Annotated in this window: 22 protein-coding genes; 10 read left to right on the top strand and 12 right to left on the bottom strand. The window is 71.1% G+C overall.

What is annotated here, in order from left to right; genetic code table 11:
- The first annotated feature begins 49 nt into the window (after window positions 1-49).
- From F9C12_RS00295 to F9C12_RS00285, 3 genes are all read left to right on the top strand, one after another.
- Window positions 50-421: a winged helix-turn-helix transcriptional regulator gene (locus F9C12_RS00295; RefSeq protein ID WP_409464262.1), complete on the top strand. Its 372-nt coding sequence runs from the start codon at window positions 50-52 to the stop codon at window positions 419-421.
- A 131-nt stretch (window positions 422-552) separates the two neighbouring features.
- Window positions 553-1,761 carry a putative lipid II flippase FtsW gene (gene ftsW / locus F9C12_RS00290; protein ID WP_409464261.1) on the top strand — a complete coding sequence of 403 codons (1,209 nt, stop codon included), beginning with the start codon at window positions 553-555 and terminating at the stop codon, window positions 1,759-1,761.
- Window positions 1,762-1,934: 173 nt separating this feature from the next.
- The gene (locus tag F9C12_RS00285) at window positions 1,935-3,236 is read left to right on the top strand and encodes a phosphatase PAP2 family protein (RefSeq protein ID WP_409464260.1); all 1,302 of its coding nucleotides are present in this window, start codon (window positions 1,935-1,937) and stop codon (window positions 3,234-3,236) included.
- On the opposite strand, the gene F9C12_RS00280 is transcribed toward F9C12_RS00285, so the two are convergent.
- The 3 genes from F9C12_RS00280 to F9C12_RS00270 form a co-directional block, all read right to left on the bottom strand.
- On the bottom strand, window positions 3,148-3,792 hold the full coding sequence (locus F9C12_RS00280) for a phosphate signaling complex PhoU family protein (RefSeq protein WP_409464259.1): 645 nt from the start codon (window positions 3,790-3,792) through the stop codon (window positions 3,148-3,150). The two genes, F9C12_RS00285 and F9C12_RS00280, sit on opposite strands and share 89 nt — an antisense overlap.
- A gap of 11 nt (window positions 3,793-3,803) precedes the next feature.
- Window positions 3,804-4,160 (bottom strand): hypothetical protein, encoded by a 357-nt coding sequence (locus tag F9C12_RS00275; RefSeq protein WP_409179986.1) that lies wholly within the window; start codon window positions 4,158-4,160, stop codon window positions 3,804-3,806.
- An 88-nt stretch (window positions 4,161-4,248) separates the two neighbouring features.
- Window positions 4,249-4,992: a dienelactone hydrolase family protein gene (locus F9C12_RS00270; protein WP_409464258.1), complete on the bottom strand. Its 744-nt coding sequence runs from the start codon at window positions 4,990-4,992 to the stop codon at window positions 4,249-4,251.
- Window positions 4,993-5,193: 201 nt separating this feature from the next.
- On the opposite strand from F9C12_RS00270, the gene F9C12_RS00265 reads away from it, so the two are divergent.
- A complete protein-coding gene (locus tag F9C12_RS00265) occupies window positions 5,194-7,830 on the top strand; it encodes a glycoside hydrolase family 3 protein (protein WP_409464257.1) in 2,637 nt (878 codons plus the stop codon).
- Here the strand turns inward: F9C12_RS00265 and F9C12_RS00260 are convergent.
- Window positions 7,820-8,503, bottom strand: a complete 684-nt coding sequence (locus tag F9C12_RS00260) for an FMN-dependent NADH-azoreductase (protein ID WP_409464256.1) — start codon at window positions 8,501-8,503, stop codon at window positions 7,820-7,822. The two genes, F9C12_RS00265 and F9C12_RS00260, sit on opposite strands and share 11 nt — an antisense overlap.
- Before the next feature lie 72 nt (window positions 8,504-8,575).
- Between F9C12_RS00260 and F9C12_RS00255 the strand changes: the two genes are divergently transcribed.
- Window positions 8,576-9,433: a sigma-70 family RNA polymerase sigma factor gene (locus tag F9C12_RS00255; protein WP_409464255.1), complete on the top strand. Its 858-nt coding sequence runs from the start codon at window positions 8,576-8,578 to the stop codon at window positions 9,431-9,433.
- A gap of 157 nt (window positions 9,434-9,590) precedes the next feature.
- On the opposite strand, the gene F9C12_RS00250 is transcribed toward F9C12_RS00255, so the two are convergent.
- Entirely contained in the window at window positions 9,591-9,950 is a 360-nt protein-coding gene (locus tag F9C12_RS00250) for a hypothetical protein (RefSeq protein ID WP_409179981.1), read from the bottom strand.
- Window positions 9,951-10,135: 185 nt separating this feature from the next.
- Between F9C12_RS00250 and F9C12_RS00245 the strand changes: the two genes are divergently transcribed.
- Window positions 10,136-11,521, top strand: a complete 1,386-nt coding sequence (locus F9C12_RS00245; RefSeq protein WP_409464254.1) for a multiprotein-bridging factor 1 family protein — start codon at window positions 10,136-10,138, stop codon at window positions 11,519-11,521.
- Between the two features lie 5 nt (window positions 11,522-11,526).
- On the opposite strand, the gene F9C12_RS00240 is transcribed toward F9C12_RS00245, so the two are convergent.
- The 4 genes from F9C12_RS00240 to F9C12_RS00225 form a co-directional block, all read right to left on the bottom strand.
- Window positions 11,527-12,342: an alpha/beta hydrolase gene (locus tag F9C12_RS00240; protein WP_409464253.1), complete on the bottom strand. Its 816-nt coding sequence runs from the start codon at window positions 12,340-12,342 to the stop codon at window positions 11,527-11,529.
- Window positions 12,343-12,502: 160 nt separating this feature from the next.
- Window positions 12,503-13,069 (bottom strand): NUDIX domain-containing protein, encoded by a 567-nt coding sequence (locus F9C12_RS00235; RefSeq protein WP_409179978.1) that lies wholly within the window; start codon window positions 13,067-13,069, stop codon window positions 12,503-12,505.
- Between the two features lie 21 nt (window positions 13,070-13,090).
- Complete coding sequence (locus F9C12_RS00230; RefSeq protein WP_409464252.1) at window positions 13,091-13,813, bottom strand: hypothetical protein; 723 nt, start codon at window positions 13,811-13,813, stop codon at window positions 13,091-13,093.
- 25 nt (window positions 13,814-13,838) lie between these two features.
- Window positions 13,839-14,195 carry an ArsR/SmtB family transcription factor gene (locus F9C12_RS00225; protein WP_409464251.1) on the bottom strand — a complete coding sequence of 119 codons (357 nt, stop codon included), beginning with the start codon at window positions 14,193-14,195 and terminating at the stop codon, window positions 13,839-13,841.
- 250 nt (window positions 14,196-14,445) lie between these two features.
- On the opposite strand from F9C12_RS00225, the gene mgtA reads away from it, so the two are divergent.
- The 4 genes from mgtA to F9C12_RS00205 all read left to right on the top strand — a co-directional run bounded on the left by mgtA (window position 14,446) and on the right by F9C12_RS00205 (window position 20,825).
- Complete coding sequence (mgtA, locus tag F9C12_RS00220) at window positions 14,446-17,013, top strand: magnesium-translocating P-type ATPase (RefSeq protein WP_409464250.1); 2,568 nt, start codon at window positions 14,446-14,448, stop codon at window positions 17,011-17,013.
- Window positions 17,014-17,078: 65 nt separating this feature from the next.
- Window positions 17,079-17,798: an MgtC/SapB family protein gene (locus F9C12_RS00215; protein ID WP_409179974.1), complete on the top strand. Its 720-nt coding sequence runs from the start codon at window positions 17,079-17,081 to the stop codon at window positions 17,796-17,798.
- A 3-nt stretch (window positions 17,799-17,801) separates the two neighbouring features.
- On the top strand, window positions 17,802-19,535 hold the full coding sequence (locus tag F9C12_RS00210; protein ID WP_409464249.1) for an ABC transporter permease: 1,734 nt from the start codon (window positions 17,802-17,804) through the stop codon (window positions 19,533-19,535).
- Window positions 19,536-19,547: 12 nt separating this feature from the next.
- Window positions 19,548-20,825: a nitrate/sulfonate/bicarbonate ABC transporter ATP-binding protein gene (locus tag F9C12_RS00205; RefSeq protein WP_409464248.1), complete on the top strand. Its 1,278-nt coding sequence runs from the start codon at window positions 19,548-19,550 to the stop codon at window positions 20,823-20,825.
- A 32-nt stretch (window positions 20,826-20,857) separates the two neighbouring features.
- Here F9C12_RS00205 and F9C12_RS00200 read toward each other — a convergent pair whose 3' ends face one another.
- From F9C12_RS00200 to F9C12_RS00190, 3 genes are read right to left on the bottom strand one after another with little or no spacing between them, the layout of a single operon-like run.
- Window positions 20,858-22,105: an MFS transporter gene (locus tag F9C12_RS00200; protein WP_409179971.1), complete on the bottom strand. Its 1,248-nt coding sequence runs from the start codon at window positions 22,103-22,105 to the stop codon at window positions 20,858-20,860.
- Between the two features lie 44 nt (window positions 22,106-22,149).
- Entirely contained in the window at window positions 22,150-23,610 is a 1,461-nt protein-coding gene (locus tag F9C12_RS00195) for an aldehyde dehydrogenase family protein (RefSeq protein ID WP_409464247.1), read from the bottom strand.
- The gene (locus F9C12_RS00190) at window positions 23,607-25,223 is read right to left on the bottom strand and encodes a thiamine pyrophosphate-dependent enzyme (protein ID WP_409464246.1); all 1,617 of its coding nucleotides are present in this window, start codon (window positions 25,221-25,223) and stop codon (window positions 23,607-23,609) included. Before F9C12_RS00190 ends, F9C12_RS00195 begins: the two co-directional genes overlap by 4 nt.
- Between the last annotated feature and the right edge of the window lie 37 nt (window positions 25,224-25,260).

The raw sequence follows: 25,260 nt of genomic DNA, 5'->3' as shown, positions 1-25,260 counted from the left end.
CCAGCAGTGCCGCCAAGACGGCACTTTCCCGACAGGTGGTAAGCCCGAGGTGACCCCCTCCGCCCGCGGCGATCTGTTCGACCCGGCCTGTCCGACGCGGCGGCTGCTCGACCGGATCGGGACGAAGTGGACGTCGATGACGGTCAAGATCCTCGCCGAGGCCGCGCCGGACGAGGTGCGCTTCGCCGACCTCCGCCGCCGCATCCCCGGGGTCTCGCAGAAAATGCTCTCGGTGACCCTGCAGAGCCTCGTCCGCGACGGCCTCGTCACGCGGCGGGTCGAGGACACGGTGCCGCCGCGGGTGCATTACCGGCTCACCGCACTGGGCACGTCGCTGGAATCGGCGCTCGCGGTCTTGCGCACGTGGGCCGAAGATCACATGCCCGAGGTCGACCGGGCCAATCAAGAATTCGAACGGTAATTCTCCGCACGCGGAATCGCCAGGGCATCCGCCGCGGCACAGAGCGACGCCGCACCCGCCACTGAGAAAATTCCGCACGCGGGCGAGTCGGTCAGCCATCGCGAAGCGAAAACAGCACACACTCACTCGCCGTGGAGCAGCCAACCGAACCGGACCGCACCCCCGCACGGCACGCGATCGGGCAGTTTTTCGCGCATCCGCTCGCGTCGTTCCGGATCATTGCCGCGATCTGGGCGCTGCTGACGCTGCTCGGCGCGGTGATGGCGCTGTCGTCCTCGGCCGCCGCGGCCGACCCGGCCGCCGGAACCGGCGTGTACCAAGGGTTTTTCCGGCATCTGATGTTCGTCGCCCTCGGCACGGCCGCTTTCGTGCTCGGCCTGCGCGTCCCGTTTTCCCGGCTGCGCAAGGCCGCCACTCCGGCGCTCGCCGCCGCTGCCGTGCTGCTCCTTCTGGTGCTGACCCCGCTGGGTTCCGACCACGGCGGCGCGCAACGCTGGCTTTCCGCCGGGCCGATCACCTTGCAGCCAGTGGAAATCGCGAAGGTCGCGCTGGTGTTCTGGGGCGCGCATCTGCTGGTGTCGAAACAGAAAGTACTGCACCATTGGCGGCACCTGCTGGTGCCGCTGATCCCGGTGACGCTCGCGTTGTGCGCCCTGCTGCTGGCCCAGCCGAATCTCAGCGGCACGGTCACTCTCGCATTGATCACCTTGGGTTTGCTGTGGTTCGCCGGCGCGCCGAAACGCCTGTTCGCCGCTATTCTCGCCGGCGGCCTCGCCGGAATCGTCGCACTCGCCCTTTTCGCCAGTTATCGTCTCGCGCGCATCCTTTCTTTTCTTTCCCCGAATCCCGACGCGAGCGGCAGCGGTTACCAGGCACAACAGGCGCAGTACGCGCTCGCCGACGGCGGCTGGTTCGGCGTCGGGCTCGGCCAGGGCGCGGCGAAGTGGAGCTATCTGCCAGACGTCCAGAACGACTTCGTCTTCGCGCTGGTCGGCGAGGAACTCGGGTTCGCCGGCTGTCTCGTGGTGCTGGGGCTGTTCGGCTGTCTCGCGGTGCTCGGCCTGCGCACCGCGGCACGGGTCGCCGATCCGTGGGTGCGGCTGGTCGCCGGGACGACCACCTTGCTGCTGGTCGCGCAGGCGCTGATCAACATCGGCTACGTCGCGGGCGCGCTGCCGGTGACCGGCGTGACGCTGCCGCTCGTGTCCGCGGGCGGGACGTCGCTCGTGGTCACCATGCTGCAGTTCGGCATTCTCGCCCAGGCCGCGCGCGAGGAACCGGCCGCGCGGGCCTTCCTCGACGGACTGCGCGACAAGGGCTCCGGTACAGTCCGAGCATGATCAACAACGTCGGGCCGCCACGCCCGGCGCCGCGCAGGCTCCTGATCCGCCCCGGAGAGTCCCCGCGGACTCACGGGGCGTCGCGGACCCTCCTCCCCCGCTCGGTACGCTCGTGACCTTCGGGTGAACGCGAGATGGCCGCCAGGCGAACCGGCGGACCGGAGAGGGGTTGTATGGCGACCACGGCCGGAGCTTCCAGCAGCGAGACGTACGACGCGATCACCCATTTCGGCCTGGCGATGCCCGGCTGGGTGCAATCCCTCGTGCTGGCGTACACGCACTACGGCCTGGTCCTCGTGGCCCCGTTCTTCGCCTGGCTCTGGTGGCGGGCGCGCGCGACCGGCTCGCCCGAGCGGATGGCGGCGGCGCTGCTCGTCCCGGCGGCGACGGTGGTCGCCTACGTGCTCAGCGAAATCGTCAAGGCCTTCGTGCACGAACAGCGGCCGTGCCGGGGGCTGCCGCCGGAGGCGATCGTCGGCGCCTGCCCGCCGCCGGGCGACTGGTCGTTCCCCAGCAACCACTCGACCATCGCGGCCGCGGTCGCGCTCGGCGGGGCCTTCGCCTGGCGCAAGGGCGCGCCGTGGCTCGCGGCCTTCGCGGCGACGATGGGCTTCTCGCGGGTCTTCGTCGGGGCGCACTATCCGCACGACGTGCTGATCGGGCTCGCGCTCGGGGCCGGGATGGCGTTGCTCCTGCAGCGGTACGCGCTGGGTCCGGCCGCCGGGCTCGTGCGGCGGTTCTCCGGGAAGGTGCCGTTCGGGTTGCTGGGCACGGTGGCAGACGCGCCGGTTTCCCCCGAACCTCCCGCGGCCGGTCCGGACGGCACGACGATCCGGGCCGCCGGTTCTCTGCCGCCGCGGCCGGTCGATCGTGCCGCGGACGCCCCGCCGGCCCCGCCCGTGCGCCGGGCCCGTCCCGAGGGCCAGCCCGCGCGCCGCGGCACTCCGCCGGAACCGCGCGCCGCCGGCGACCGGCCCGTCCGGCCGGCTCCGGATGCGCCGCGACCCCGGGCCGCGAGCACCGCGCCCAGGCGGCAGAATTCGCAACCGATCCGCACCGCCGCACCGCAGACTCGGACAGCGGAAGCAGGACGGCAGAACTCCCAGCCGATCCGCACCGCCGCGCCCCGGCCCGACGCGCCCGCACCCCGGCGGCAGAACTCGCAGCCGATTACCGCCGCCGCTCCGCAGCCCCGCGCCGCCGACGCCCCGCCGCCGAGTCCGGGCCGTCCACCCGCCCAGCCGCCGGCTCGAAGCACCGCGCAGCCGCCGGCCCGTCCGGCGCGCACTCAACAGCCGCGTCCGGCCGGTCCGCCGCAGGGCCGCGCCGCGGGTTCGCCGCCGCCGCGGCCGGCGAACCAGGCCCAGGCCGGTCCGCCGCCGGAGGTCAGCCCGGGAGATCGCCCGTCGCGGCGAACTCCAGGCGCTTCGCGACCGACACCGCCTGGTCGGCGAAACGCTCGTAGAAACGCGTGAGCAGGCTGAGCGCGACGGCGATCCGCTGGTCCTGCGTCCAGTCCGGCGCGGTCACCGTCGCCATCACGCGGGCGTGCAGTTCGTCCACGCGCTCGTCGGCGCGGCTCAGTTCGGCGTAACCGCCGCGGGCGTCGCCGTGCACGAGCCCGGCGAGCCGGGCCGCCATCGCGGAGGTGACCTCGCCGAGTTCGGCGAACACCGGCTCCAGGTCCGCGGGCACGGTCTGCTCCGGGTGCCCGCGCCGCGCGGTGCCCGCGATGTGCGCGGCGAGGTCGCCCATCCGCTCGAGCTTCTCCGCGCAGTACACCGCGGCCAGCACGGCACGCAGGTCGCCGGCCACCGGGGCTTGCAGGGCGAGCAGCGAATACGCCTCGTCCTCGCAGGTCGCGCGCTGGTCGTCGAGGTCGGCGTCGCCGCTGAGCACCTGCTCGGCCAGCGGCAGGTCCGCGGTCAGCAGCGCCCGGGTGGCCCGGCGCATCGCCTCGGCCGCCGCCTCGGCCATCGCCGCCAGACGCCCGTCGAGCTGTTTCAGGTCGTCCTGGAAGCCTTCGCGCATGCCGGGCGACTTTACCGGCGGCCGGCCGGCAGGCCCGCGCCGGCCAGCGGCCAGGCCTGTTCGGGCTCGGCCAGCTCGTAGCTGTGGCTGCCCTCGTGCCCGCCGGGCACCCGGCAGAAAACGCCCTCGTCGGACTCCGCGCCGCACAGCGCGCGCGTCTCCAGCACGCGGCGGCCGGGCCACCAGCGCAGCCACATCAGCGGCTCCTCGCCGCGTCCGCCGACCGGGGTCGCGTGCTCGTGGCCGTGCCCGGCCTCCAGCTCGCAGAACAGCTCGGGCTCCGTCCCGCGGACCGCGACGCTCCGCAGGACCGAGCGCTCGCGCCCGGTCAGCTCCACCGGTTCGCGGCACAGCGCACCTTCGGCCATGCGGCCAGCGTAAACGGCCGCCGCCGATTCCGCGCGCAGGGCCCGGCCGCGAGCGCGTCCCGCGTGCCGGTCCCCGCTGCTTCGCAGGTCAGCGCACCCGATCGAGAAGCGCGAACAGGTTCTCCCAGTGCCGCTTCTCGCCCTCGGCGTGGTAGGCCGCCGTGTCCGACATCGTGAACCCGTGCGAAGCGCCCTCGTAGACCTCCGACCGGTAGGTCACGCCCGCCTCGTCGAGGGCGTTTTCCAGCGTCTTGATCTGCTCGGCGGTGATCGACGGGTCCTGGTCGGCGTGCCCGAAGTACACCTCCCCGGTGATCGAGCCGACCCGCAGGTGCGGGCTGTCCGGCTGGTCGGTGGCGAGCCGTCCGCCGTGGAACGACGCGATCGCCTTGACCCGGTCCGGGAACGCCTCGATCACGCGCAGCGCGTTCGTGCCGCCCATGCAGTAGCCGGTGATCACGACCGGGCCCGGCGCGACGCCGTCCTGCGCGGCGAACCAGTCGAGGTATTTCTCCGCGTCCCGGGCGATCGCCTCGGTGTCCAGCGCCTCGATCAGCGGCATCAGCTTGCCGAACACCTCCCCGCGCCGCTCCGGGTCTTCCAGCGCGGCGAAGTCCACCAGCGGCGTCCGTCCGCCGCGGTAGAGCAGGTTCGGGGCCAGCACGGCGTAGCCCGCCTCGGCGATGCGGTCGGCCATCTCCTCGATCCGCGGCCGGAGCCCGAACGCGTCCGGGAAGAGCAGCACCCCGGGGTGCGGCCCGCCGTCCGGCACGGCCAGGTACGCGTCGGCGGTCCCGTCGGCGGCCGGAACGTCCGGCTTTTCCTTGCGCATCCGCTTTGTCCTCCAGTGATTCCATTCCGTCCGGGATCAATCTATCCCCGCCGGCCGGCGCGCCGCCGCGCCCGGCGGATGTCCCGTTTCCTGTCCGGTCACTGGACTGAACCACTGCGGTCGGCGGATTGACGGAGTCCGGTTTGCCCGGTCAGGATCACCGGGCCCGCTCCGGGCCGCCCTCCGCAGAACGGACTGTCGATGGCCAGACCTCCCCGCTCCCCGCGCGCCCGGAACCGGGTCGCCCTCGCCGCGCTCGTCCTCCTCGGCGGGCTCGTCCCCGCCCACGCCGCCCACGCCGCTCCCCCGCGCCAGCCGGACGTCGGCGCTCCCGCGCTCGACCGGAACGGCTGTGCCCGCATCGAAAATTCGCTGCCGCACCTGCCGGACTGGCCGAAGGTGCGCAGCGCGATGCCGAAGAACCCGGTCGACGAACGGCGGATCGAACAGATCGTCTCCGGCCTGTCGCTGGAAGAAAAAGTCGGGCAGATGACCCAGCCCGAGATCGCCGCGATCACGCCGGCCGAGGTGACCCAGTACTCCATCGGGTCGGTGCTGAACGGCGGCGGCTCGTGGCCGGGCGGCGACAAGCACGCCAGTCAGCAGGACTGGCTCAAGCTCGCGGACTCCTATTGGGACGCGGCGAAGGCCACGAAGGCAAAGATCCCGGTAATTTGGGGCATAGACGCCGTGCACGGCAACAACAACGTGTACGGCTCCACGGTTTTCCCGCAGAACATCGCGCTCGGCGCGGCGCACGATCCGTGCCTGGTGCGCGACGTCGAGAATTCCACCGCGCGGCAGATCCGGGCGACCGGGCAGGACTGGGCGTTCGCGCCGACTCTCGCCGTCGTCCAGGACGACCGCTGGGGCCGCACTTACGAAGGCTTCTCCGAAGACCCGCGCATCACCCGCGCCTACGGCTACGAGGCGATGAACGGCCTGCAGGCGGGCGCGCGGCTGCGCATCGGACCGAACGGCGTGATCGGCACCGCCAAGCACTTCATCGGCGACGGCGGCACGACCAACGGCCAGGACCAGGGCGTCACCGCCTCGTCCGAAGCGGACCTGATCAACCTGCACGGCCAGGGTTATTACGGCGCTCTCGCCGCGGGCGCGCAGACCGTGATGGCGTCCTTCAACAGCTGGACCAACCCCGACCTGGGCATCAACGAGGGCAAGGTCCACGGCAGCGACAAGCTCCTCAACCAGATCCTCAAGGGCAAGATGGGCTTCGACGGCCTCGTCGTGTCGGACTGGAACGGCGTCGGCCAGGTGGCCGGCTGCACCAACTCCAGCTGTCCGCGCGCGATCAACGCGGGCATCGACGTCGTGATGGTCCCGAACGACTGGAAGGCCTTCATCGCCACCACGGTCGCGCAGGTGCGCGGCGGCGAGATCCCGATGTCCCGCATCGACGACGCGGTCACGCGGATCCTGCGGGTCAAGATGCGCGCCGGGCTTTTCGAGGAGCGCAAACCGTCGCAGCGCTGGTACGCAGGTTCGCCGGACGCGTTGACGGACAAGGCGCTCGCTCGTGAAGCGGTGCGCAAATCGCAGACGCTGCTGAAAAACAACGGCAACGTGCTTCCCTTGCCGCGCAACGCGAAGGTGCTCGTGGTCGGGAAGAGCGCGGACAGCATCCAGAACCAGACCGGCGGCTGGACGCTGACCTGGCAGGGCACCGGCAACACCAACGCGGACTTCCCCAACGCGACCTCGATTCTGGCCGGGCTCAAGGAGAATCTCGCCAACGTCACCTTCGATCCCACCGGCACCGCCGACCCGAAGGGCTACGACGCGGTCATCGCGGTCCTCGGCGAGACTCCGTACGCGGAAGGCGTCGGCGATCTGCAGCGCAAGAGCCTCGAAGCGGCGAAGCTGTATCCAGAAGACCTTGCGGTGCTGGACAAAGTCAGCGGCAAGGGCACGCCGGTGGTGACCGTGTACGTCAGCGGCCGTCCGCTGTACGTCAACAAGGAGCTGAACCGTTCCGACGCGTTCGTCGCCGCGTGGCTGCCCGGCACCGAAGGCGGTGGCGTCGCGGATATGCTCGTGCGCGGCAAGGACCATGGCGGGTACCGCGGCAAGCTGTCCTACTCGTGGCCGAAGAGCGCCTGCCAGACGCCGCTCAACCCGTGGAGTCCCGGCTACGATCCGCTGTTCAAGCTCGGCTACGGCCTTACCTCGAACCAGCGGACCACGGTCGGCAAGCTCGACGAGACCGAAGGCCCGGCACGCTGCGGTTCGACGGGAGGCGGCGGCACCGCGACCGAGGACCTGCCGATCTACGACCGCACGGATGTCGCGCCGTACAAGAGTTTCATCGGCTCGGCCTCGAACTGGGGCGGCACCGAGATCGGTCCCGACGGCACCGCCGCGCACCCGGAGATCGCCGTGACGCCGGCCGACGTCAACGTTCAGGGCGACGGCCTGAAAGCGACGTGGACCGGCACCGGCGCGGCGCAGCTGTACTCGCAGCATCCCGGCGGCACCGACGACCTGCGGGGATATCCGAACGCCGACGGCGCGCTCGAGTTCGACGTGATCGTGCATTCGCCGCCGGCGAACCGGACGGTCGTGAGCCTGCACTGCGTTTATCCGTGCTCGTCCGAGGTGAACGCGACGAAGCTGTTCGGCGATCTTCCGGCCGGGCAGAAGTCGACGGTGAAGATCCCGTTGTCCTGCTTCGCGGGCGGGCTGGACTTCGAGAGCATCGACACGCCGTTCCTCGTCTACACCGACGGCCCGTTCTCCGCGTCGTTCGCGAACGTGCGGTGGTCGCCCGGCGGGGCGAAGGATCCGGACGCGCGCAAGTGCTCCGACCTCACCGGATAGCCCGCGCCAGCTCGAGCACCCGGGACCTGGCCGTCGCGCGCGACGCGGCGGCCAGGTCCTCGAGCCCGTCCAGCGCCGGAACGTCGCCGACCCGGGTGAACTCCTGGGACACGAACGTCACCCGGTCGGCGCCTTTGTCGCTGAGGTAGGCGCGCAGATACGACTCCTGGAACTCGAACTTCTCGCGCGGCGCACCCGGGCCGTATCCGCCGCCGCGCGCGTTGACGACCACGAAGTCCTTGTCCGCCAGCAGGTTCCGGCCAGTCACCGGGTCGACGAACGCGCCCGGGAAGCTGATCCGGTCGATCCACGCCTTGAGCGTCGCGGGCACGCCGAAGTTGTACATCGGCACCCCGAGCAGCACGGCGCGAGCTTCGCGCAGCTCGGTGATCAGCGGCAGCGTCAGGTCCCATTCGCGCTGCTCGTCGGCGTCCTCGACCAGCGCCGCGATGTCGTCCAGCGACAGCACTCCCTTGCGCTCGACCCGGCGGCCGAGCCGCGCGTACGCCTCGCGCAGCGGCGGCACCGGCTCGGCGGACACATCGCGGTACCGCACAGTTCCGCCGCCGCCGCGCCATTCGTCGGCGAACAGCCTGCCCAGCTGCCTGCTCACCGAAGCCTCTCGGTCGGCGCTCGAATCGACGTGCAGCAGGGGCGCTAGCATGACGGTCATCCGGTTCCTCTCCTCGTCCTTGGTCCTCGGGCCGGCACTCCCATGACGGATCGAGACGGGAAAAGGTGACCGATGGACGACGCACTGGCGCGGCGCTTCGAAAACGAGCGCCCGCGGCTGCACGCGCTGGCCTACCGGATGCTGGGCTCCTCGGCCGAGGCCGAGGACGTCGTGCAGGAGTCGTGGCTGCGGCTGACCTCGGCGGACAGCGTCGACAACCTGGGCGGCTGGCTCACGACGGTGGTTTCCCGGCTGTGCCTGGACGCGCTGCGCGCCCGCCGCGAGACACCGGTCTCGGCCGTGCCCGATGCCGCCGGCGACTCGGCGCCCGAGGACGAGGTCCTGCTGGCCGGTGAGGTCGGGCGCGCGCTGCTGGTGGTCTTGGACCGGCTGGCCCCGCCCGAACGAGTGGCGTTCGTGCTGCACGATCTGTTCGCGGTGCCGTTCGCCGCGGTCGGCCCGATCCTCGACCGCACCCCCGCGACCGCGAAGAAACTCGCCAGCCGCGCGCGGTCGCGGGTGCGCGGAGAACCGGCGGTTCCGGCTGCGGAACTGGCCGAACACCGGGAGGTGGTGACGGCGTTCCTGTCGGCCGCCCGAGGCGGGGACATGGCGACGCTGCTGACGGTGCTGGCCCCGGATGTGGTGCGGCGTACGGATCCGGCGCTGCTGCCGCCCGGCGCCGCCGCGGTGTTGCGGGGCGCGGCCGAGGTCGCTGAGGGGACGAAGCTCTTCGCGGCTAACGCGAGGCTGGCTGAACTGGCACTGATCGACGGAGATGTCGGCTTGGTGCTCGCCCCCGCCGGGCGGTTGGCGGGGGTGCTCCGGATCGAGGTCCGCCGGGGGCTGCTCCAGGCGTATGAGGTGGTGGCGAGTTCCGAGCGGTTGGCGGGGATGGAGATTGCGTTGCTTTTCCGCGGTGATGTATAGGTCGTTATACGGCTTGGTTGGCTTCCGCTGTGGCGGACCGCTTCCCGGAGGGGCGACCCGCCGCCGTCGATGAGGCCTGCCCCAGCCCAGGGGAGGTGGCGTGCCGCGCCAGGCTGGGGCAGGCATAACGGTGCGGTGAGCGATGGGCGGGACGCTCCTAACCGCACCGAGCCTTATCGGGTTTCTCCCCTTTTCGCGGGTTTTCGTCCTCCGGGAAGCCGGTGTCCTCGACTTTCGGGAGAACCTCGGTGTCCTCCTCGGCGCGTTCGGCGGCGGCCTCCTCGGCCGTCCGGCGGAATTCGGCCAGCCGGGCCTGTTCGAGTTCCGCCTGGACTTCGTAGTCCAGCCGGGCCTGCAGGTCGCGGACCGTCGGCCGGCCGCGCGGGGGCGGGATCGGCCGGCGGGCCCGGCAGAGCCACATCGAGACCAGTACCAGCAGCAAGAGCACGCAGCACACGACGACCACGATCGGGCGGCCGGTGCGGGTCGCTTCGCCGAGCGTCTCTGCTGCCTTCATGCGACGCACCTCTCGGGCTGCGGAAGTGTCTTCGCCGTGCCCCACCACGATGGGGCCGCCCGGTGGCCTGGACCAGCCAGCAAACCGGGAGAAAAGCGGGCGGCAACCGAGGGAATCGCCTTGCCCCGCGCCTGGTGACCTGCGGTAATCTGACGACCCCGGTTCGTGGCGAAGGGGTGTCGCCCATGGGCGAACGGCGAGAAGGACTTGTCCGGGCACGCAAAGCGGCGAACCTGACGCAAGAAAAGCTCGCCGCGCTGCTCCCCGCCGACGAAAAAAGCATCCGCGCCTGGGAATCCGGCCGTTCCGAGCCCCGTCCGCACCGGCGCGACCGGCTCGCCCGGCTGCTGCGGATCAGCCCCGCCCGGCTGGAGGAACTGCTCCGGGAGGGCACCGCGGCCGACCTGAAGAGACCGCCGGGCGCGACGGGCGTCCTGCTGCCCGTCGTCGTGGACGGGCGGACGGTGGCGCTGCCGCTCGACCGGGCCACCGTCGCGGGCAGCGTCCTCGCCCGGCTCGTGCCCGCGCCCGGCGACGCGGCCCCGCCAGCGGTTCCGACCACAGAATGGGACGCCATGAGCCCGCTCAGTCGCCGCTCACTGCTCAAAAACGGCCTGCCGGTCGCGGCTTTGCCCGCGCTGGGAATAGGCAGCGCCGAGCACGTCGCGCGAGCGCTGGAAAATCCTCGCAGATACATGGACAAAACCGTCACGCACTATTTCCGGCGGCAGCTCGACCAGTACAAATACGAGGACGGCGAACGCGGTCCGGCGAAAACGCTCCCGATGACGCTCGGCGTGCTGGACATCATCGACCGCATCGCCCGCGACGCGACCGCCGAGGATCAGCGCGACCTTCTGCAAATCGGCTCGGAGGGCGCGGAGTTCGCCGGATGGCTCTACCGGGACCGGCGGCAGATGGAAGATTCGCTCTACTGGCACGACCGCGCGATGGAATGGGCGCAGGCGGCCGGCGACAGCACCATGCAGGGCTACATTCTGCTCAAAAAGGCCCAGGTCGCCTACGACGAACGCGATCCGCGGCGGATGCTCATCCTCACCCGGGCGGTGCGCAAAGGCCCCTGGTCGCTCCCCCGGCGGCTGCAGGCCGAGGCCGCCCAGCAGGAGGCCCGCGCGGAGGCGATGCTCGGCGCGTCGGCCGACCAGGTGAACCGGAAACTCGACGTCGCCTGGAAACTGCTGGACGACGCCGGTCCGGTCGAATCACCGCTCGGCGCGCACTTCAACGCGACCCTGCTGAATATGCAGACCGCCATCTGCTACACCGAAGCGGGGGAACCGCGCCGGTCGGTCGAGCTGTTCGAGAAGACGTTGAAGGAAACCAAATTCTCCCGCCGCGATTACGGCTTCTTCCTGTCCCTGATGGCGAACTCGCTCGCGCTTTCCGGCGAACCGGACCAAGCCGCCAAAACCGGTCTCGCCTCCGCTCGCCGAGCGGCGGAGACGAACTCCCGGCGCACCAAGGAAGAACTCCGCCGGGTCGTCGGAGCGCTCAAACCCTGGCACAACCGGCCGCAGGTGCGGGAATTGCGCGAGGCGTTGTCCGGCTGAGCCGGTTATCCCAGCCATTCCCGGACTTCGCGGATCACTTGCCGCTGCCAGGCCTGCGTCCGCGGATCGGCGTATTGCGGATCGTCGTGCACCGCGAAGCCGTGCTGCGCGCCCTCGAGCTGGACCAGCCGGTGCTCGCAGGTCAGCTCCCGGTCCGCTGCCCGCGACGACTCGACCGGGACGAACGTGTCCTCGGTGCCGTGCACGAGGAGCGTCGGCGCGGTGATCCGGGGCAGGTTTTCGCGGGCCTCGAACCAGAACGCCTCGTTGAGCAACGCCCGGCCGAGCCGGAAACCCGCCCCGTGCCCGAGATAGTTCCGCTGCTTGAGCTGGGCGGCGCCATGGTCGTCGAGGTAGCCGTCGGGCGACCATTCGGGCTTCTCGCCGATGAACCGGGTGCGATAGTCGATGAGCGGGTTGAACAGAACGAGGCGCTCGACGTCGTCCGGCCGCTTGGCCGCGTAGTACGCCGCGGCGCCGCCGGAGAAACTGGCCGCCGCGAGCGACGTGCGCACGCCGGGGACGGCGCCGGACAAATCCTCGATGCTGCCGCGAATGACGTTGAGCAGCGCGAAAAGCGACAGATCCTCCTGGCGGCCTTCGCTCTCGCCGTGACCGGGGAGATCGACTCTGAGGGACGCCACTTCCGCCTCGGCCAGGCCTTCCGCGAGGCGAGTGAAAAACCCGCCTTCCTCGCGGGTGACGGTCGCCCCTTGAACGAGCAGCACCGCCCGCCGAGCCTTGCCGTCCGGCTCGGTCAGAGTGCCGGCCAGATCGAGGCCGTCCGGTGTGCGAACTGTCCGATAGCTGTCGCGCGACATGGACACTCCCGGAGTTGTCGTCAACTCCCAGTGTGTCAGGTTAGCGCGATCGGGGAGCTAAATCGCCCGACGGTGTAATCGAGCCGACAGCCGGCGACACCGGATGGAATGAACTGTCGAGCGTGGCGCGGGATCCAGCCGGACCCTTGACCGAGGCGGTCTAGCGGGCATCCGGCGGGAACGCGAGGACGTGCAGCAAGCCCACCAGCGAGGCCGCACCGAGGATGTCGCCCCTCGCGATCCGCTCCCGCACCGACGACAACGGCACCCACGCCACCCTCTCCGCCTCGTTGAGGTCGACATCGCCGCCGATGTACTGCGCGCCCCGGGAAAGGAACAGCAGGTTCTCATTGTCCGCGACGCCGACGTTCGGCTGAAGCGAAGCCAACGGCTCGCTGGTGCGAGGCCGCCATCCGGTCTCCTCTTCGACCTCGCGTGCCGCGGTGATCGCCGGATCCTCGTCCGGATCGACGTATCCCCCGGGCAGTTCCCACACCCACCGGTCGAAGATCCAGCGGTGCCGCCACATCATCAGCACCGAGGTTCCAGGATCGTCGAGGACCACCATCATCGCGGCCTTCGGCATGCGCAGGACGTACTGCTCGAAGGTCACCCCGTCAGGCAGTTCGACCGAAGCGACGCTGAGGCGCAAGCGTCGCGTGTCGTCGACCACGCGCTCGCCATGGATCGTCCACTTCGTGGTCTCGGAGGGCCGATCCGGATCCATGAATTGCCCCCTGCCCGCCGCCTACTTCTTCAGCCTCCGGCTCCCGCCGTGCCAATCCTGCTCCCGCCCGGTCTCCCCCGCCGCCACCCCGAACGACGGCAGCTGCGGCATCTCCCGCAAACTCCGCTTCAGCTCCGCGAACCCCGGGAACGCCGCCAACCCCACCACGTGGTCCCACAGCCGCACCGCCTCCTCGTCGGACGGCAATCGGCTGATCACCGGGCCGAAGAACGCCACTCCCTCCGGCGGGCGGAAGTGCAGGATCGGCGTCCCGACGTCCTTTCCGGTCAGCGCAAGGGCTTCGTCCGTCTCCCGCTGGATCTCCGCGTCCCACTGAGCGTCCTCGACCGCGTCCGCGAGAGACTCCGGGAGGCCGGCTCGCGAAAGGGCCGTCGCGGCCGCCGAACGGGTGCCGTGGGCGGCGCGGGCCTCGGCGGTGTCCTCGACCAGACCGCTCTCGAAGTTCTGTTCCCCCAACGCCTCGTACAGCGGCCCGACCGCCGCGCGACCGTGCGAAGCGCGCACCGCGGCCGCAAGGCGGAGCAGTCGCAGGCCGGCCGTGTGCGAGGCGTCGTACTCCGGCGGGAAGTGCGTCGCGTAGTCCACGTGCGCGTTCAGCAGCCGCAGCGAGATGAACCGCCAGTCCACCTCGTACGAGCGCTGCCGGGCGACCTGGCGGACCCACTTGCTGGTCATCCACGCGAACGGGCACACCGGGTCGAAGTAGAAGTTCAGCTCGGCCATGGGCCCACTCTACGTCCGGGAAAGATCAAGCGCCTTTGCTCCGCCGGACCCCGCCGGACAGCTCCCGGTGATGCTCCACCGCCAGCTGCACGATGTGCCGCACGTGGGGATCGTCGAGCACGTACACCTGCCGTTTCCCCTCGCGGCGCGCCCGGACGAGCCCGGCGAGTTTCAGTTTCCCCAGGTGGTGGCTGGCGGTCGGCACGGTCTGGCCGGTCTCCTCGGCGAGCGTGCCGACGTCGCGTTCCCCGTGCGACAGCAGCCAGAGCAGGTGCAGCCGCACGGTCGCCGACAGCAGGCCGAACGTGGCGGCGGCGTCCTGCAGCAGGTCGGCGGGAAGGGGTTCGGGCGGGGGCGGGGACAAGACGGACACGGCGGACATCCTCTCGGACGGGCCTCCAGGGTGACTTAGCACCCATCACTTGCACAAGTGTTTGACTGTTTTCGCGAGGTGCGCTCTACTGGTCCCCGGCCGGCGGCACGACGCCGGCCGGCGAGTCTTGCGGAGGAGGTGAGCCGGGTGACCGGCGAAGGAAGTAGTCGGCACGACCGTGCGGGAACCCGGGCCGCCAAGTAGGTCCGGGAGCCCCGCGCGGTCCGCTGCCGCCCAGCAGACCTCGAGGGGACGACCGATGACCCGCTTTCCCGCCCTGCGCGCCCATGGCGACGCGCCGGTGCTGACCCTTTTCCGGAATCTCGACAGCTCGCCCAAAGGCCTCACCGAGCACGAGGCGGCCGAACGGTTGCGCCGCTTCGGCGACAACCGCGTCGACGGCACGGACCGGGCTCCGGTCCGCGTCTGGGCCGCCGCGCGCAGCCCGTTCGTCGCGTTGCTGACCGCGCTCGGCGTGGTCTTCGCCGGGGTCGGCGACATTCGCGGCGCGGTGACCGTCGGCGTGATGGTCGTGCTCAGCATCGGCCTTCGCTACTGGCAGCACACTCGGTCCGAGCGGGCGATCAGCGCGGTCCGCGACCAGATCACCACCACGGTCACCGTGCGCCGGCGCGCTGCGGCGGAGTTTCCCGGCAGCGAGCGCGAAGTGCCCACGACCGACCTCGTGCCCGGCGACGTCGTGCTGCTCGGACCGGGCGACGTGATCCCGGCTGACGTGCGCATCGTCGCGGCCAAAGACTTCGTGGTCGACCAGTCGGCCCTGTCCGGCGAGGCGCTGCCGGTCGCGAAGCGCGCGCCCCAGCCCGGCAAGCACGAGGAGCACGAACTCGTCGAGACGCCCGCGCTCGGCTTCGCTGGCACGTCGGTGGTCGGCGGGACGGCCACCGCGGTCGTCGCCGCGACCGGCGGCGAGACCTACTTCGGCGCGCTGGCCAAGCAATCCGCCGAGCCGCGCGCGGAATCCAGCTTCGACGCCGGAGTCCGCCGCGTCGGCTGGACGCTCGTGCGGTTCATGCTGGTGATGGTGCCGATCGTGCTCGTCGTCAACGGCACGGTCACCGGCGACTGGGCGCAGGCGGGGATGTTCGCGGTCGCCGTCGCGGTCGGCCTCACGCCGGAGATGCTGCCGGTCATCCTCACCACGAACCTCGCCCGGGGCGCGGGCGCGCTCTCCCGGCGGCAGGTGATCGTCAAGCGGCTCAACGCCATCCAGGATCTCGCCGCGATGGACGTGCTGTGCGTCGACAAGACCGGCACGCTCACCGAGGACCGGATCGCCTACGCGCACAGCGTCGACTACTCCGGCAGCCCGGACGGCGAAGCGGCCGAGTACGCGGGCCTCGCGGTGCGCTTCCAGACCGACCGCCACGACCGGCTGGACGAGGCGATCGAGACCCTGTTCGACAGCGAGGACGATTTGGTCGCCGACGCGCTGTTCACCGGCGTCGCCGAGATCGGCTTCGACCACGCGCGCCGCCGGGCGAGCGTCGTGGTCCGGCGCGGCGGCGATCACCTGCTGATCAGCAAGGGCGACCCGGACGAGATCCTGCCGCGCTGCAGCCACGCGCGCCGCGACGGTGTCGTCACCGAATTCGACGACGCGGCGCGGATCGGCGCGGAGGAATTGGTGCGCGCGTACGCCGAACACGGCATGCGAGTGCTCGCCGTGGCGGCCCGGGAAGTCGAGACCAAGCTCGGCGGATTTGACGAAACTGACGAGAACGAGATGATCCTCGTCGGTTTCGTGGGGTTCGTCGACCCGGTCCGCGACGGCGTCGTGCACGCGGTGAAAACCCTTGGCGAGCAAGGCGTTGCGCTGAAGGTGCTGACCGGGGACAACCGGCACGTCGCCGCGCGCGTCGCGGATTCGGCGGGCATCCCGGTCGGTGAAGTCGTGCTCGGCCACCAGGTCGAAGCGGCCGACGACACTGAATTGCGCGAGATCGTCAAGGACACCACCGTCTTCGCGAAGCTCACGCCGGCGCACAAAGCCCGCGTGGTCACGGCACTGCGCGAGAACGGCCGTGCGGTCGGCTTTGTCGGCGACGGCGTCAACGACGTCACTGCCCTGCGCACCGCCGATGTCGGGATCGCGCCGGACACCGCGACCGACGCGGCGAAGGACGCGGCGGATCTGGTGCTGCTCGAACGCGACCTCGGCGTGCTCGCCCGCGGCGTGGCCGAAGGACGGCGGACGCTCGGCAACACGCTGAAGTACGTCAACATCACCGCGGCGTCGAACTTCGGCAACGTGCTGTCGGTGCTCGCGGCCAGCGCTTTCCTGCCGTTCCTGCCCATCCTGCCGATCCAGCTCGTGGTGTCGAACCTGCTCTACGACCTGGCTCAGCTCGCGCTGGCCTGGGACCGGGTGGACGACGAGTACCTGAGCCGGCCGCGCCGGTGGGACGCGCGCGGGCTCACCGGTTTCATGCTCGTCTTCGGCCCCTTGTCGTCGCTGTTCGACCTCGCGACGTTCGCGGTGCTGTGGCACGGCTTCGGCGCGGGCGCGGATCCGTTGCTGTTCCAGACCGGCTGGTTCGTCGAGAGCCTGCTGTCGCAGCTGCTGGTCGTGCTCGTCCTGCGCGGACGCGGCACTCCCCTGCGCGCCAGCCGCCCGGTCGTGCTGGCCGCCACAGCCGCCGCGTCCATCGGCCTGCTGGTGCCGCTGTCACCGCTCGCCGGACCGCTGCGAATGCAGGCGCTGCCCGCCAGCTACTTGCTGTGGCTGGTGCTCGTGCTCGCCGAGTACGCGCTGGCCGCGCAGGCAGCGAAACGCGGCTACGCCCGCCACCGCACGTGGTGGTAACCGTCCGTTATTGAGCCTTTTCCGACTATTCCTGAACTTTTCGCACCAAAACAGTGGGAGCGCAGATGACGACTGCGGAGATGTTGCTGCGCCTGGGCACCGGAGTGGGCCTCGGCACGGTGATCGGATTTGAACGCCAATACCGCGCCCGGATGGCAGGCCTGCGGACGAACGCCCTGGTCGCGGCCGGGGCGACGTTGTTCGTGCTGCTGTCCGCGCACGGGTTCAGCGGAGCGAGCGCCGACCCCACCCGGGTCGCCGCGCAAATCGTTTCCGGAATCGGTTTTCTCGGCGCGGGCGTGATTCTGCGCGAAGGATTGACGGTGCGCGGACTCAACACCGCGGCGACGCTGTGGTGTTCCGCCGCGGTCGGCGCGCTGGCCGGAGCCGGGCTGTACCCGGCGGCGGTCGCGGGCACTGCCGTGGTGATGGCGGTGAACATCGCGCTGCGTCCGCTCGGCCGGGTGGTCGACCGCCGTCCGGCGACCGGCCGCGAAACCCCGACGTCGTACACGTTTCTGGCGGTGACCAAGGACGATTCCGAAGCGCACGTGCGCGCGTTGCTCGTGCAGGCGCTGGCCCGCACCGATTTCTCCCTGCAATCGGTCACCAGCACCAACACCGGCACCGACGGACAGGTGCAGGTGCGCGCCGAACTGTGCGCCGATCAGCGCGACGACAAGCAGATGGAGTCGGCGGTCAGCCGGCTGTCCATGGAGCCCTCGGTGACCAGCGTGCGCTGGCAAACCGAACTGTCCGACCCCGAGCGAGACAGCGAGAACTAGACCATGCTGCGTACCTTCCCCACCCGCGGCGCCCTCGTCCGGCCCCGCCGCACGATCGCCGACGTGGCGGTGTTCCTCGGCGCCGCCGCGGCGCTGTGGCTGGTCGTGCGGCTCGCGCACGGTGCCGCATCGGCGTGGACCCCGGCGACCGCACCGTCCACAGTGTCCACTGATCCGGCCGAACTTCCTTACTACGCCGGACGTTCGCTGCTGCGGATGTTCGTCGCGCTCGTGTTGTCGGTCGGATTCACCTTCGGATACGCGACCGCGGCGGCCCGGCTGCGGCGCACCGAAAAAATCCTGCTGCCCGCTCTCGACATCCTGCAGTCGGTGCCGGTGCTCGGCTTCCTGTCGGTGACGATCACCGGATTCATCGCGCTGTTCCCCGGCTCGCAGCTCGGCCTGGAATGCGCGTCGATCTTCGCGATCTTCACCTCGCAGGCGTGGAACATGACGTTCGCGTTCCACCACTCGCTGGTGTCGCAGCCGCGCGACCTCGACGAGGCGGCCCGGCTGCTGCGGCTGTCGCGCTGGCAACGGTTCTGGCGCGTCGACGTGCCGAGCGGCATGATCCCGCTGGTCTGGAACGGCATGATGAGCTTCGGCGGCGGCTGGTTCTTCCTCACCGCCTCCGAAGCGCTCAGCGTGAACAACCAGAAGTTCGCGCTGCCCGGCATCGGCGCGTACGTCGCGACGGCATCCGAAGAGGGCGACCTCGGCAAGGTGCTGCTGGCCGTCGGCGTGATGGTCGTCCTGGTCGTGGGCGTGAACGTGCTGTTCTGGCGGCCGCTCACGGCGTGGTCCGAGCGGTTCCGCGTCGAGAATTCCGAGGCCGCGGAAGCGCCCCGGAGCCTGGTGCTCGACCTGCTCCGCCGCTCGCGGATCCCGGCGCTGCTCGGCCGGGTGCTCGGCAAACTGGTCTTCCCGCTCGACCGCGCGCTGGCGATCTTCGGACTGGCCGAGTACCCGCTGCGGTTCTCCCCCGCCCGCCGCCGCACCGCGGACATCGTGTTCAGCATCGTGGTCTTCGGGCTGCTCCTCTACGGCGCGGTGCGCGCGGTGCTGTTCATCGGCGAGACCACCGGGTACGGCGAGATCGGCCACGTGCTGCTGCTCGGCCTGATCACGTTCGCCCGCGTGCTCGCTTTGGTGGTCGTCGGCACGCTGGTGTGGGTGCCGGTCGGAGTGTGGATCGGGATGAACCCGCGCGTGTCGCGGCTCGCCCAGCCGGTCGTGCAGGTGCTCGCGTCGTTCCCGGCGAACTTCCTGTTCCCGCTCATCACCGCGGTGCTGGTGGCGACCGGGATTTCCCTGGACTGGGGCGGCATCCTGCTGATGAGCCTCGGCGCGCAGTGGTACATCCTCTTCAACATCATCGCGGGCGCCTCGGCGATTCCGCACGACCTGCGCGAGGCGTCGGCGAACCTGCGGCTGCCGCGCGCGCTGTGGTGGCGGCGGCTCGTGCTGCCCGCGATCTTCCCGAGCTACGTCACCGGCGGGATCACCGCGGCGGGCGGCGCGTGGAACGCCTCCATCGTCGCGGAAATCGTTTCCTACCACGGGGTCACGCTCACCGCGACCGGTCTCGGCGCGTACATCGCCGACGCGACCGGCTCCGGCGATTCCGGCCGGATCCTGCTCGGCGTCGCGGTGATGAGCCTGTACGTCGTCGGCCTCAACCGGCTCTTCTGGCGGCGGCTGTACCGGCTGGCCGAACGCCGGTTCTCCCTGTCCTGAAAGGCGATTCTCATGTCCGAAGTCCTCGTGTCCGTCGAGCACGTCAGCAAGAGCTTCCCCGGTTCGGCGGGCGACGAACTGCGCGTCCTCGACGACATCACCCTCGACCTGCGCGCCGGCGAGATCGTCGCGCTGCTCGGCCGGTCCGGCAGCGGGAAGTCGACGCTGCTGCGCACGATCGCCGGGCTGATCGGGCCCACCCGCGGCACCGTGCGCTACCGCGGCGCCGAACTCGACGGCGCCAATCCGGGCGCCGCGATGGTGTTCCAGACCTTCGCGCTGATGCCGTGGCTGACCGTGCAGGACAACGTCGAACTCGGCCTCGCCGCACGCGGCGTCCCGCCGAGAGCCCGCCGCGAGCGCGCGCTGCGGGCGATCGACCTGATCGGGCTCGACGGGTTCGAATCCGCTTACCCGAAGGAACTTTCCGGCGGGATGCGGCAACGCGTCGGCTTCGCCCGCGCGCTCGTGCTCGAACCGGACGTGCTCCTGATGGACGAACCGTTCTCCGCGCTCGACGTGCTGACCGCGGAAAACCTGCGCACCGAGCTGATGAGCCTGTGGCAGCGCGACGATTTCCCCACCAAAGCGGTCTGCGTCGTCACGCACAACATCGAGGAGGCCGTGCTCCTCGCGGACCGGGTTCTGGTCCTCGGCGCGAATCCGGGGAGCCTGCGCGCGGAAGTGGAGATCGACCTCGCCCGCCCGCGCGACCGCAAATCCCCCGCGTTCGGCGCGCTGGTCGAACGGCTCTACGACCTGCTGACCGGACGCGACCCGGCAGCGGTCGAACCCGCGCAGGCCACGCCGACCGCCCGGCCGCTGCCGCCCGCGTCGGTCGGCGGCCTCGCCGGGCTCGTAGAGCTGGTGCACGCCCGCGGCGGACACGCCGACCTGCCGGACCTCGCCGCCGAACTGAGCTTCGAGGTCGACGACCTGCTGCCGCTCGTCGACGCCGCCGCCCTGCTCGACCTCCTCTTCGTGGCGGGCGGCGACCTGCACCTGACCCCGGCCGGCACCGCCTTCACCACCGCGGACATCCAGACCAGCAAGAAGATCTTCGCCGGTCAGGTCCGCGACCGGGCGCCGCTGGTGCGCACGATCGTCAACGCGCTCACCGCCAGTTCGGACGGCACGCTGCGCGCGGAGTTCTTCCTCGACCTGCTCCGCCGAGGCTTCTCCGCCGCCGACGCCCGGCAGCAACTGGACACGGCGATCGACTGGGGCCGGTACGCGGAACTGTTCGACTATGACACCGACAGCGACCGCCTCACCGTCGCCTCCTCGTGAGCGGCGATCGCGGTTCTAACCGTGATCGCCACTCACGACGCCTCCACCCGCGGCGCCGGGCTGTCCACCGGAGCGTCCGGTGCCGGATCCCGTTTCACCACCGCGATCGCGAGCGCCCCGATCACCGCCACCGCCGCGAAAAGGTAGAAGCCCCACGGATACGCCAGCCCCGCCGACAGCAGCAGCCCGGTCACCAGCGGCCCGGACATCGCGCCGAACCTGCCGATCCCGCTCGCCGCGCCGAGTCCGGTGCCGCGCGCTTCGGCGGGGTACACGCGGGCGATGTACACGTAGACCAGGACCTGCGAACTGAAGGTGAAGATCCCCGCCAGCAGCACGCCGGCGTACACGCTCGCCCCGGGCAGCTTGATGCTCAGCAATGCCAGGAAGACCGCGGCCGCGGCGAACCAGAGGATCGTCGAACGCCGGTAGCCGATCTTGTCCGCGACCCGGCCGCCGACCAGCAGGCCGATGACCGCGCCGACGTTCAGCACCAGCAGCAGAGCGAGCGCCGCGCCGAGTTCGTAGCCCGCCGCGCGCATGATCTGCGGCAGCCAGGTGTTCAGGCCGTACACCAGCAGCAGCCCCATGAACGACGTCACCCAGAACGCGATCGTCGCGCGGCCGTAGCCGTGCCGGAACAGGACGCCGAGCGGGTTGCGGTTCCGCCGGGCCTCCTTCGCCCGCTCCAGCGCCTTCGACTCGGGCAGGAACTTCATCATCAGCGGCACCAGGACCAGCGCCGGCGCGGCCCCGATGACGAACATCCACTGCCAGCCGAACCGTTGCAGCACCAGGATTCCCAGCAGCGCGGTGAGCACCGCGCCGACGTGGTAGCCGGTCATCAGCACGGTGGTCGCGCTGCCGCCGCGGCCGATCCGCGCGTACTCGGTGATCAGCGCCAGCGCGGTCGGCAGCACGCCGCCGAGCCCGAGCCCGGCCAGGAAGCGCAGCACGCCGAACAGCCACGGCCCGGTCGCGAACGCGCAGAGCAGCGTGCAGACCGAGAAGCTGATCACGGTCAGCAGCATCATCCCGCGGCGGCCGAACAGGTCGCTGAGCGGCCCGATCGCGAACGCGCCGACCGCCACGCCGAGCAGCCCGACCGCGGAGATCAGCGACGCCGTGTTGGGGTCGAGCCCCCACGCTTTGTCCTTGAGCAGCGCGGGCAGCACGACGCCCAGCACCACCAGGTCGAACCCTTCGAGCGCCACCGCCGTCCAGCACAGCGGGGCCACCCAGCGGGCGTGCCGCGCCCGGGGATCTGTCGAGACCGTCATGTCATCACCTGCGTCGTCGGAGGGGACCTGGTCGAGTAGTGCGGTCAGAACGGATACTGCGGAAGGTCGCCGCGCACGGTGACCCACTGGGTTTCGGTGAACGCCTCCAGGTTGGCCCGCGCGCCGCCGTGCCGGGAGCCGGTCCCCGAATCCCCCACCCCGCCGAACGGCGCGAGGGCTTCGTCGTTGACCGTCTGGTCGTTGACGTGCACCAGACCGGACGGGATCCGCTCGGCCAGCGCCAGCCCCCGCGCGGCGTCCCGGGTCAGGATGCCCAGCGACAGCCCGTATTCGGTACCGCCGGCCAGGCGCACTGCTTCGTCCACTGTGGAGAACGGCACGACCGGCGCGACCGGGCCGAACACCTCCTGGGCGTACGCGGGCGCGGCGAGCGGGACGTCGGTGAGGACGGTCGGGCGGTAGAACAGGTCCTCGTAGGTGCCGCCGGCGGCGATCTTCGCGCCGGCCTCGGCGCTGCCGGTGACCACCGAGTGCACGCGGTCGCGCTGTGCCGCGTCGATCAGCGGACCGAGCGCGACGTCGCCGTTCGCCGGGTCGCCGACGGTCAGCTTGGCCGCGTGCTCGGCGAGCGCGGCCGCGTAGTCGTCGGCGATCTCGGCGGCGACCAGGTGGCGTCCGGTCGCCATGCAGATCTGCCCGGAGTGGTTGAACGAACCGAACGCGCCGACCGACGCGGCCTGCTCGACGTCCGCGTCCGCGAGCACGACCAGCGCCGAGTTGCCGCCGAGTTCGAGGTGCACGCGCTTGAGCCGCTCCCCCGCCGCCGCGGCGATCCGGCGGCCCGCGCTGGTCGAGCCGGTGAACGCGATGACGCGCACCAGCGGATCCTCGACCAACGCCGCGCCGACGTCCGCGCCGCCGGGCAGCAGGTGGAACAGCCCTTCGGGCAGCCCGGCCTCCTCGAAGATCCGGGCCAGCACGACGCCGCCGCACACCGCCGTGCGCGGGTCGGGCTTCGCGAGAACAGCGTTGCCGAGCGCCAACGCGGGCGCGATCGCGCGGATGGAGAGGATGACCGGCGCGTTGAACGGCGAGATCACGCCGACCACTCCGGCCGGAACCCGGCGCGCCATCGACAGCCGGGGTTGGCTGGAACGCAACAGTTCCCCGTACGGGTGGGCGGCGAGCGCGGCGGCTTCGTGGCATTCCTCAGCCGCGACCGCGCGGGTCTGGAACTTCGCGAACGCCCGGGTGGCACCGGATTCCCGGACGAGCCATTCGTCGATCTCGTCGCCGTGGTCCTCGAAAAGCCGCGCCGCCCGGCGCAATACCCGCGCCCGCGCGTCGTACGGCTGAGCGGCCCACTCCCGCTGCGCTTCCCGCGCCGCCGCGGCAGCCTTGGCGACATCCTCTGGAGCCGCCGCGCCGACCTTGGCCAGCGTGTTCCCGGTCGCGGGCTCGACGGCGTCGTATTCGCCGCCCGCACCGGGGATCCATCCGCCGGAGAAGATCCGGCCCTGCCATCCCGTTCCGAGCAACGTCATGCCGTCACCGCCACTTCCAGCACCAGCGGCTCCGTGCGCGCGGCCAGCGTCGGCAGCACCTCGTCCAACTCCGACTCCAGTTCTTCGTAGGTTTCGACACGGCGCGCCGGGCAGCCGAGCGATTTCGCCAGCCCGCTCACGCTGACCTCGCCGAACCCGGGCCACGGCGCTTTTCCGCCCCCGGCCGTGCGTTCGCCGTGCCGCACGGCGAGTTTGTCCATGATCGCGTAGCCGCCGTTGGACAGCACGAGCACGAGAAGACCGGCCCCGTAGTGCGCGGCGCTCCACAGCGCCTGGATCGAGTACAGCGACGAGCCGTCCCCGATCACCGCCACCACCGGCCGCTTCAAGCCGCCCATCCGCAGCCCGATCGCCGCCGGGATGCCGAAGCCCAGCCCGCCCATCGCCGCGCTGAGGAACCCGAGCGGCTCGCGAGCCGGGACGAGCGCGTGCAGCAACGGGCGGCTCGACGGGGATTCCTCGACCAGCACCGTGTCCTTGGGCAGTCGACGGGCGAGCAGGCCGAACACGTGCTCCGGTCCCAGCGGCGCACCTTCCGAGGGAGCCCCGGGCAGTTCGACGGTCCGGCCGATCTTCTCCGCACCGGCTTCCCGCGCCGGGATCCGCTCCGCCAGCGGACCGCACACCGCCGACGGCCGCGCCAGCACGGCGAGGTCGACCGGGCTGCGGTGCGCTTCGTTCGGATCGTCGGTGACCACCGCGAGGCGCGTGCCCGCTTCGGTGAGCTGTCCCGGTTCCCGGGGGTACTGGCGGAAAACCGGCGCACCGACCGAGAGCACCGCGTCGTGCCCGGACAACGCTTTCCGCAGTCCTTCCCGGCCCGGCGGCAGATGCCCGGCGAACTGCGGGTGGTCCTGCGGGAATCCGGCGCGGGCGCCGAACGCCTCCTGCCACACCGGGCACGCGAGCTTCTCCGCCAGCGCGGTCAGCCCGCGCCAAGACTCCGCGTCGTCGGCCCCGGCACCGGCCACGAGCACCGGATTGCTTGCGGCACCGAGGAATTCCGCGAGTTCGGCCAGCACCGCGGGCTCGGCGGCGTTCGCGCGGACCAGCTTCGCCGGGGCGGGCAGCGGCTCGTCTGCACCCGCCGGTTCGGACCAGTCGTCCATCGGCACGATCACCAGCGCCGGGCCGCGGTGCTCGCGCGCCTCGTGCCAGGCGCGGGCCAGCGCGCCCGGAACGTCTTGCGGGCGCGGCGGTTCCGCGATCCACACCGGTGTGGGCCGGGCCAGGTCGTCGAGCCGGTGGCCGGTGAGGAACGGCTCCAGCGCGAGGTGCCGGCGGTCCTGCTGCCCGACCAGCACGACCAGCGGCGCGCGGTTGACCCGGGCGGTGGCGAGCGCGCCGACGGCGTTCCCGAGCCCCGCGGTGGTGTGCAGGATCGCGACCGCGGGCCGGTCGTTCGCGAGCGCCCAGCCGGTCGCCATGCCGACCACCGAACCCTCGTGCAGCGCCAGCACGAACTCGAGGTCGTCGGGCAGGTCGGTGAGCAGCGCGATCTCGGTCGACCCGGGGTTGGCGAACACCGTCGTGGCGCCGAACCGGCGCAGCACGTCGAACGCGGCGTCGCGAACGGTCGGGGCAGGGCTCACGGACTTCTCCTCGGGCAGTGCGGCAACGGGCGGTCCG

This window comes from Amycolatopsis sp. GA6-003 (assembly GCF_046267895.1).
GTDB lineage: Bacteria > Actinomycetota > Actinomycetes > Mycobacteriales > Pseudonocardiaceae > Amycolatopsis.
The sequence above is the reverse complement of the archived record's forward strand: the minus strand, read 5'-3'. Positions and strand labels throughout refer to the sequence as shown.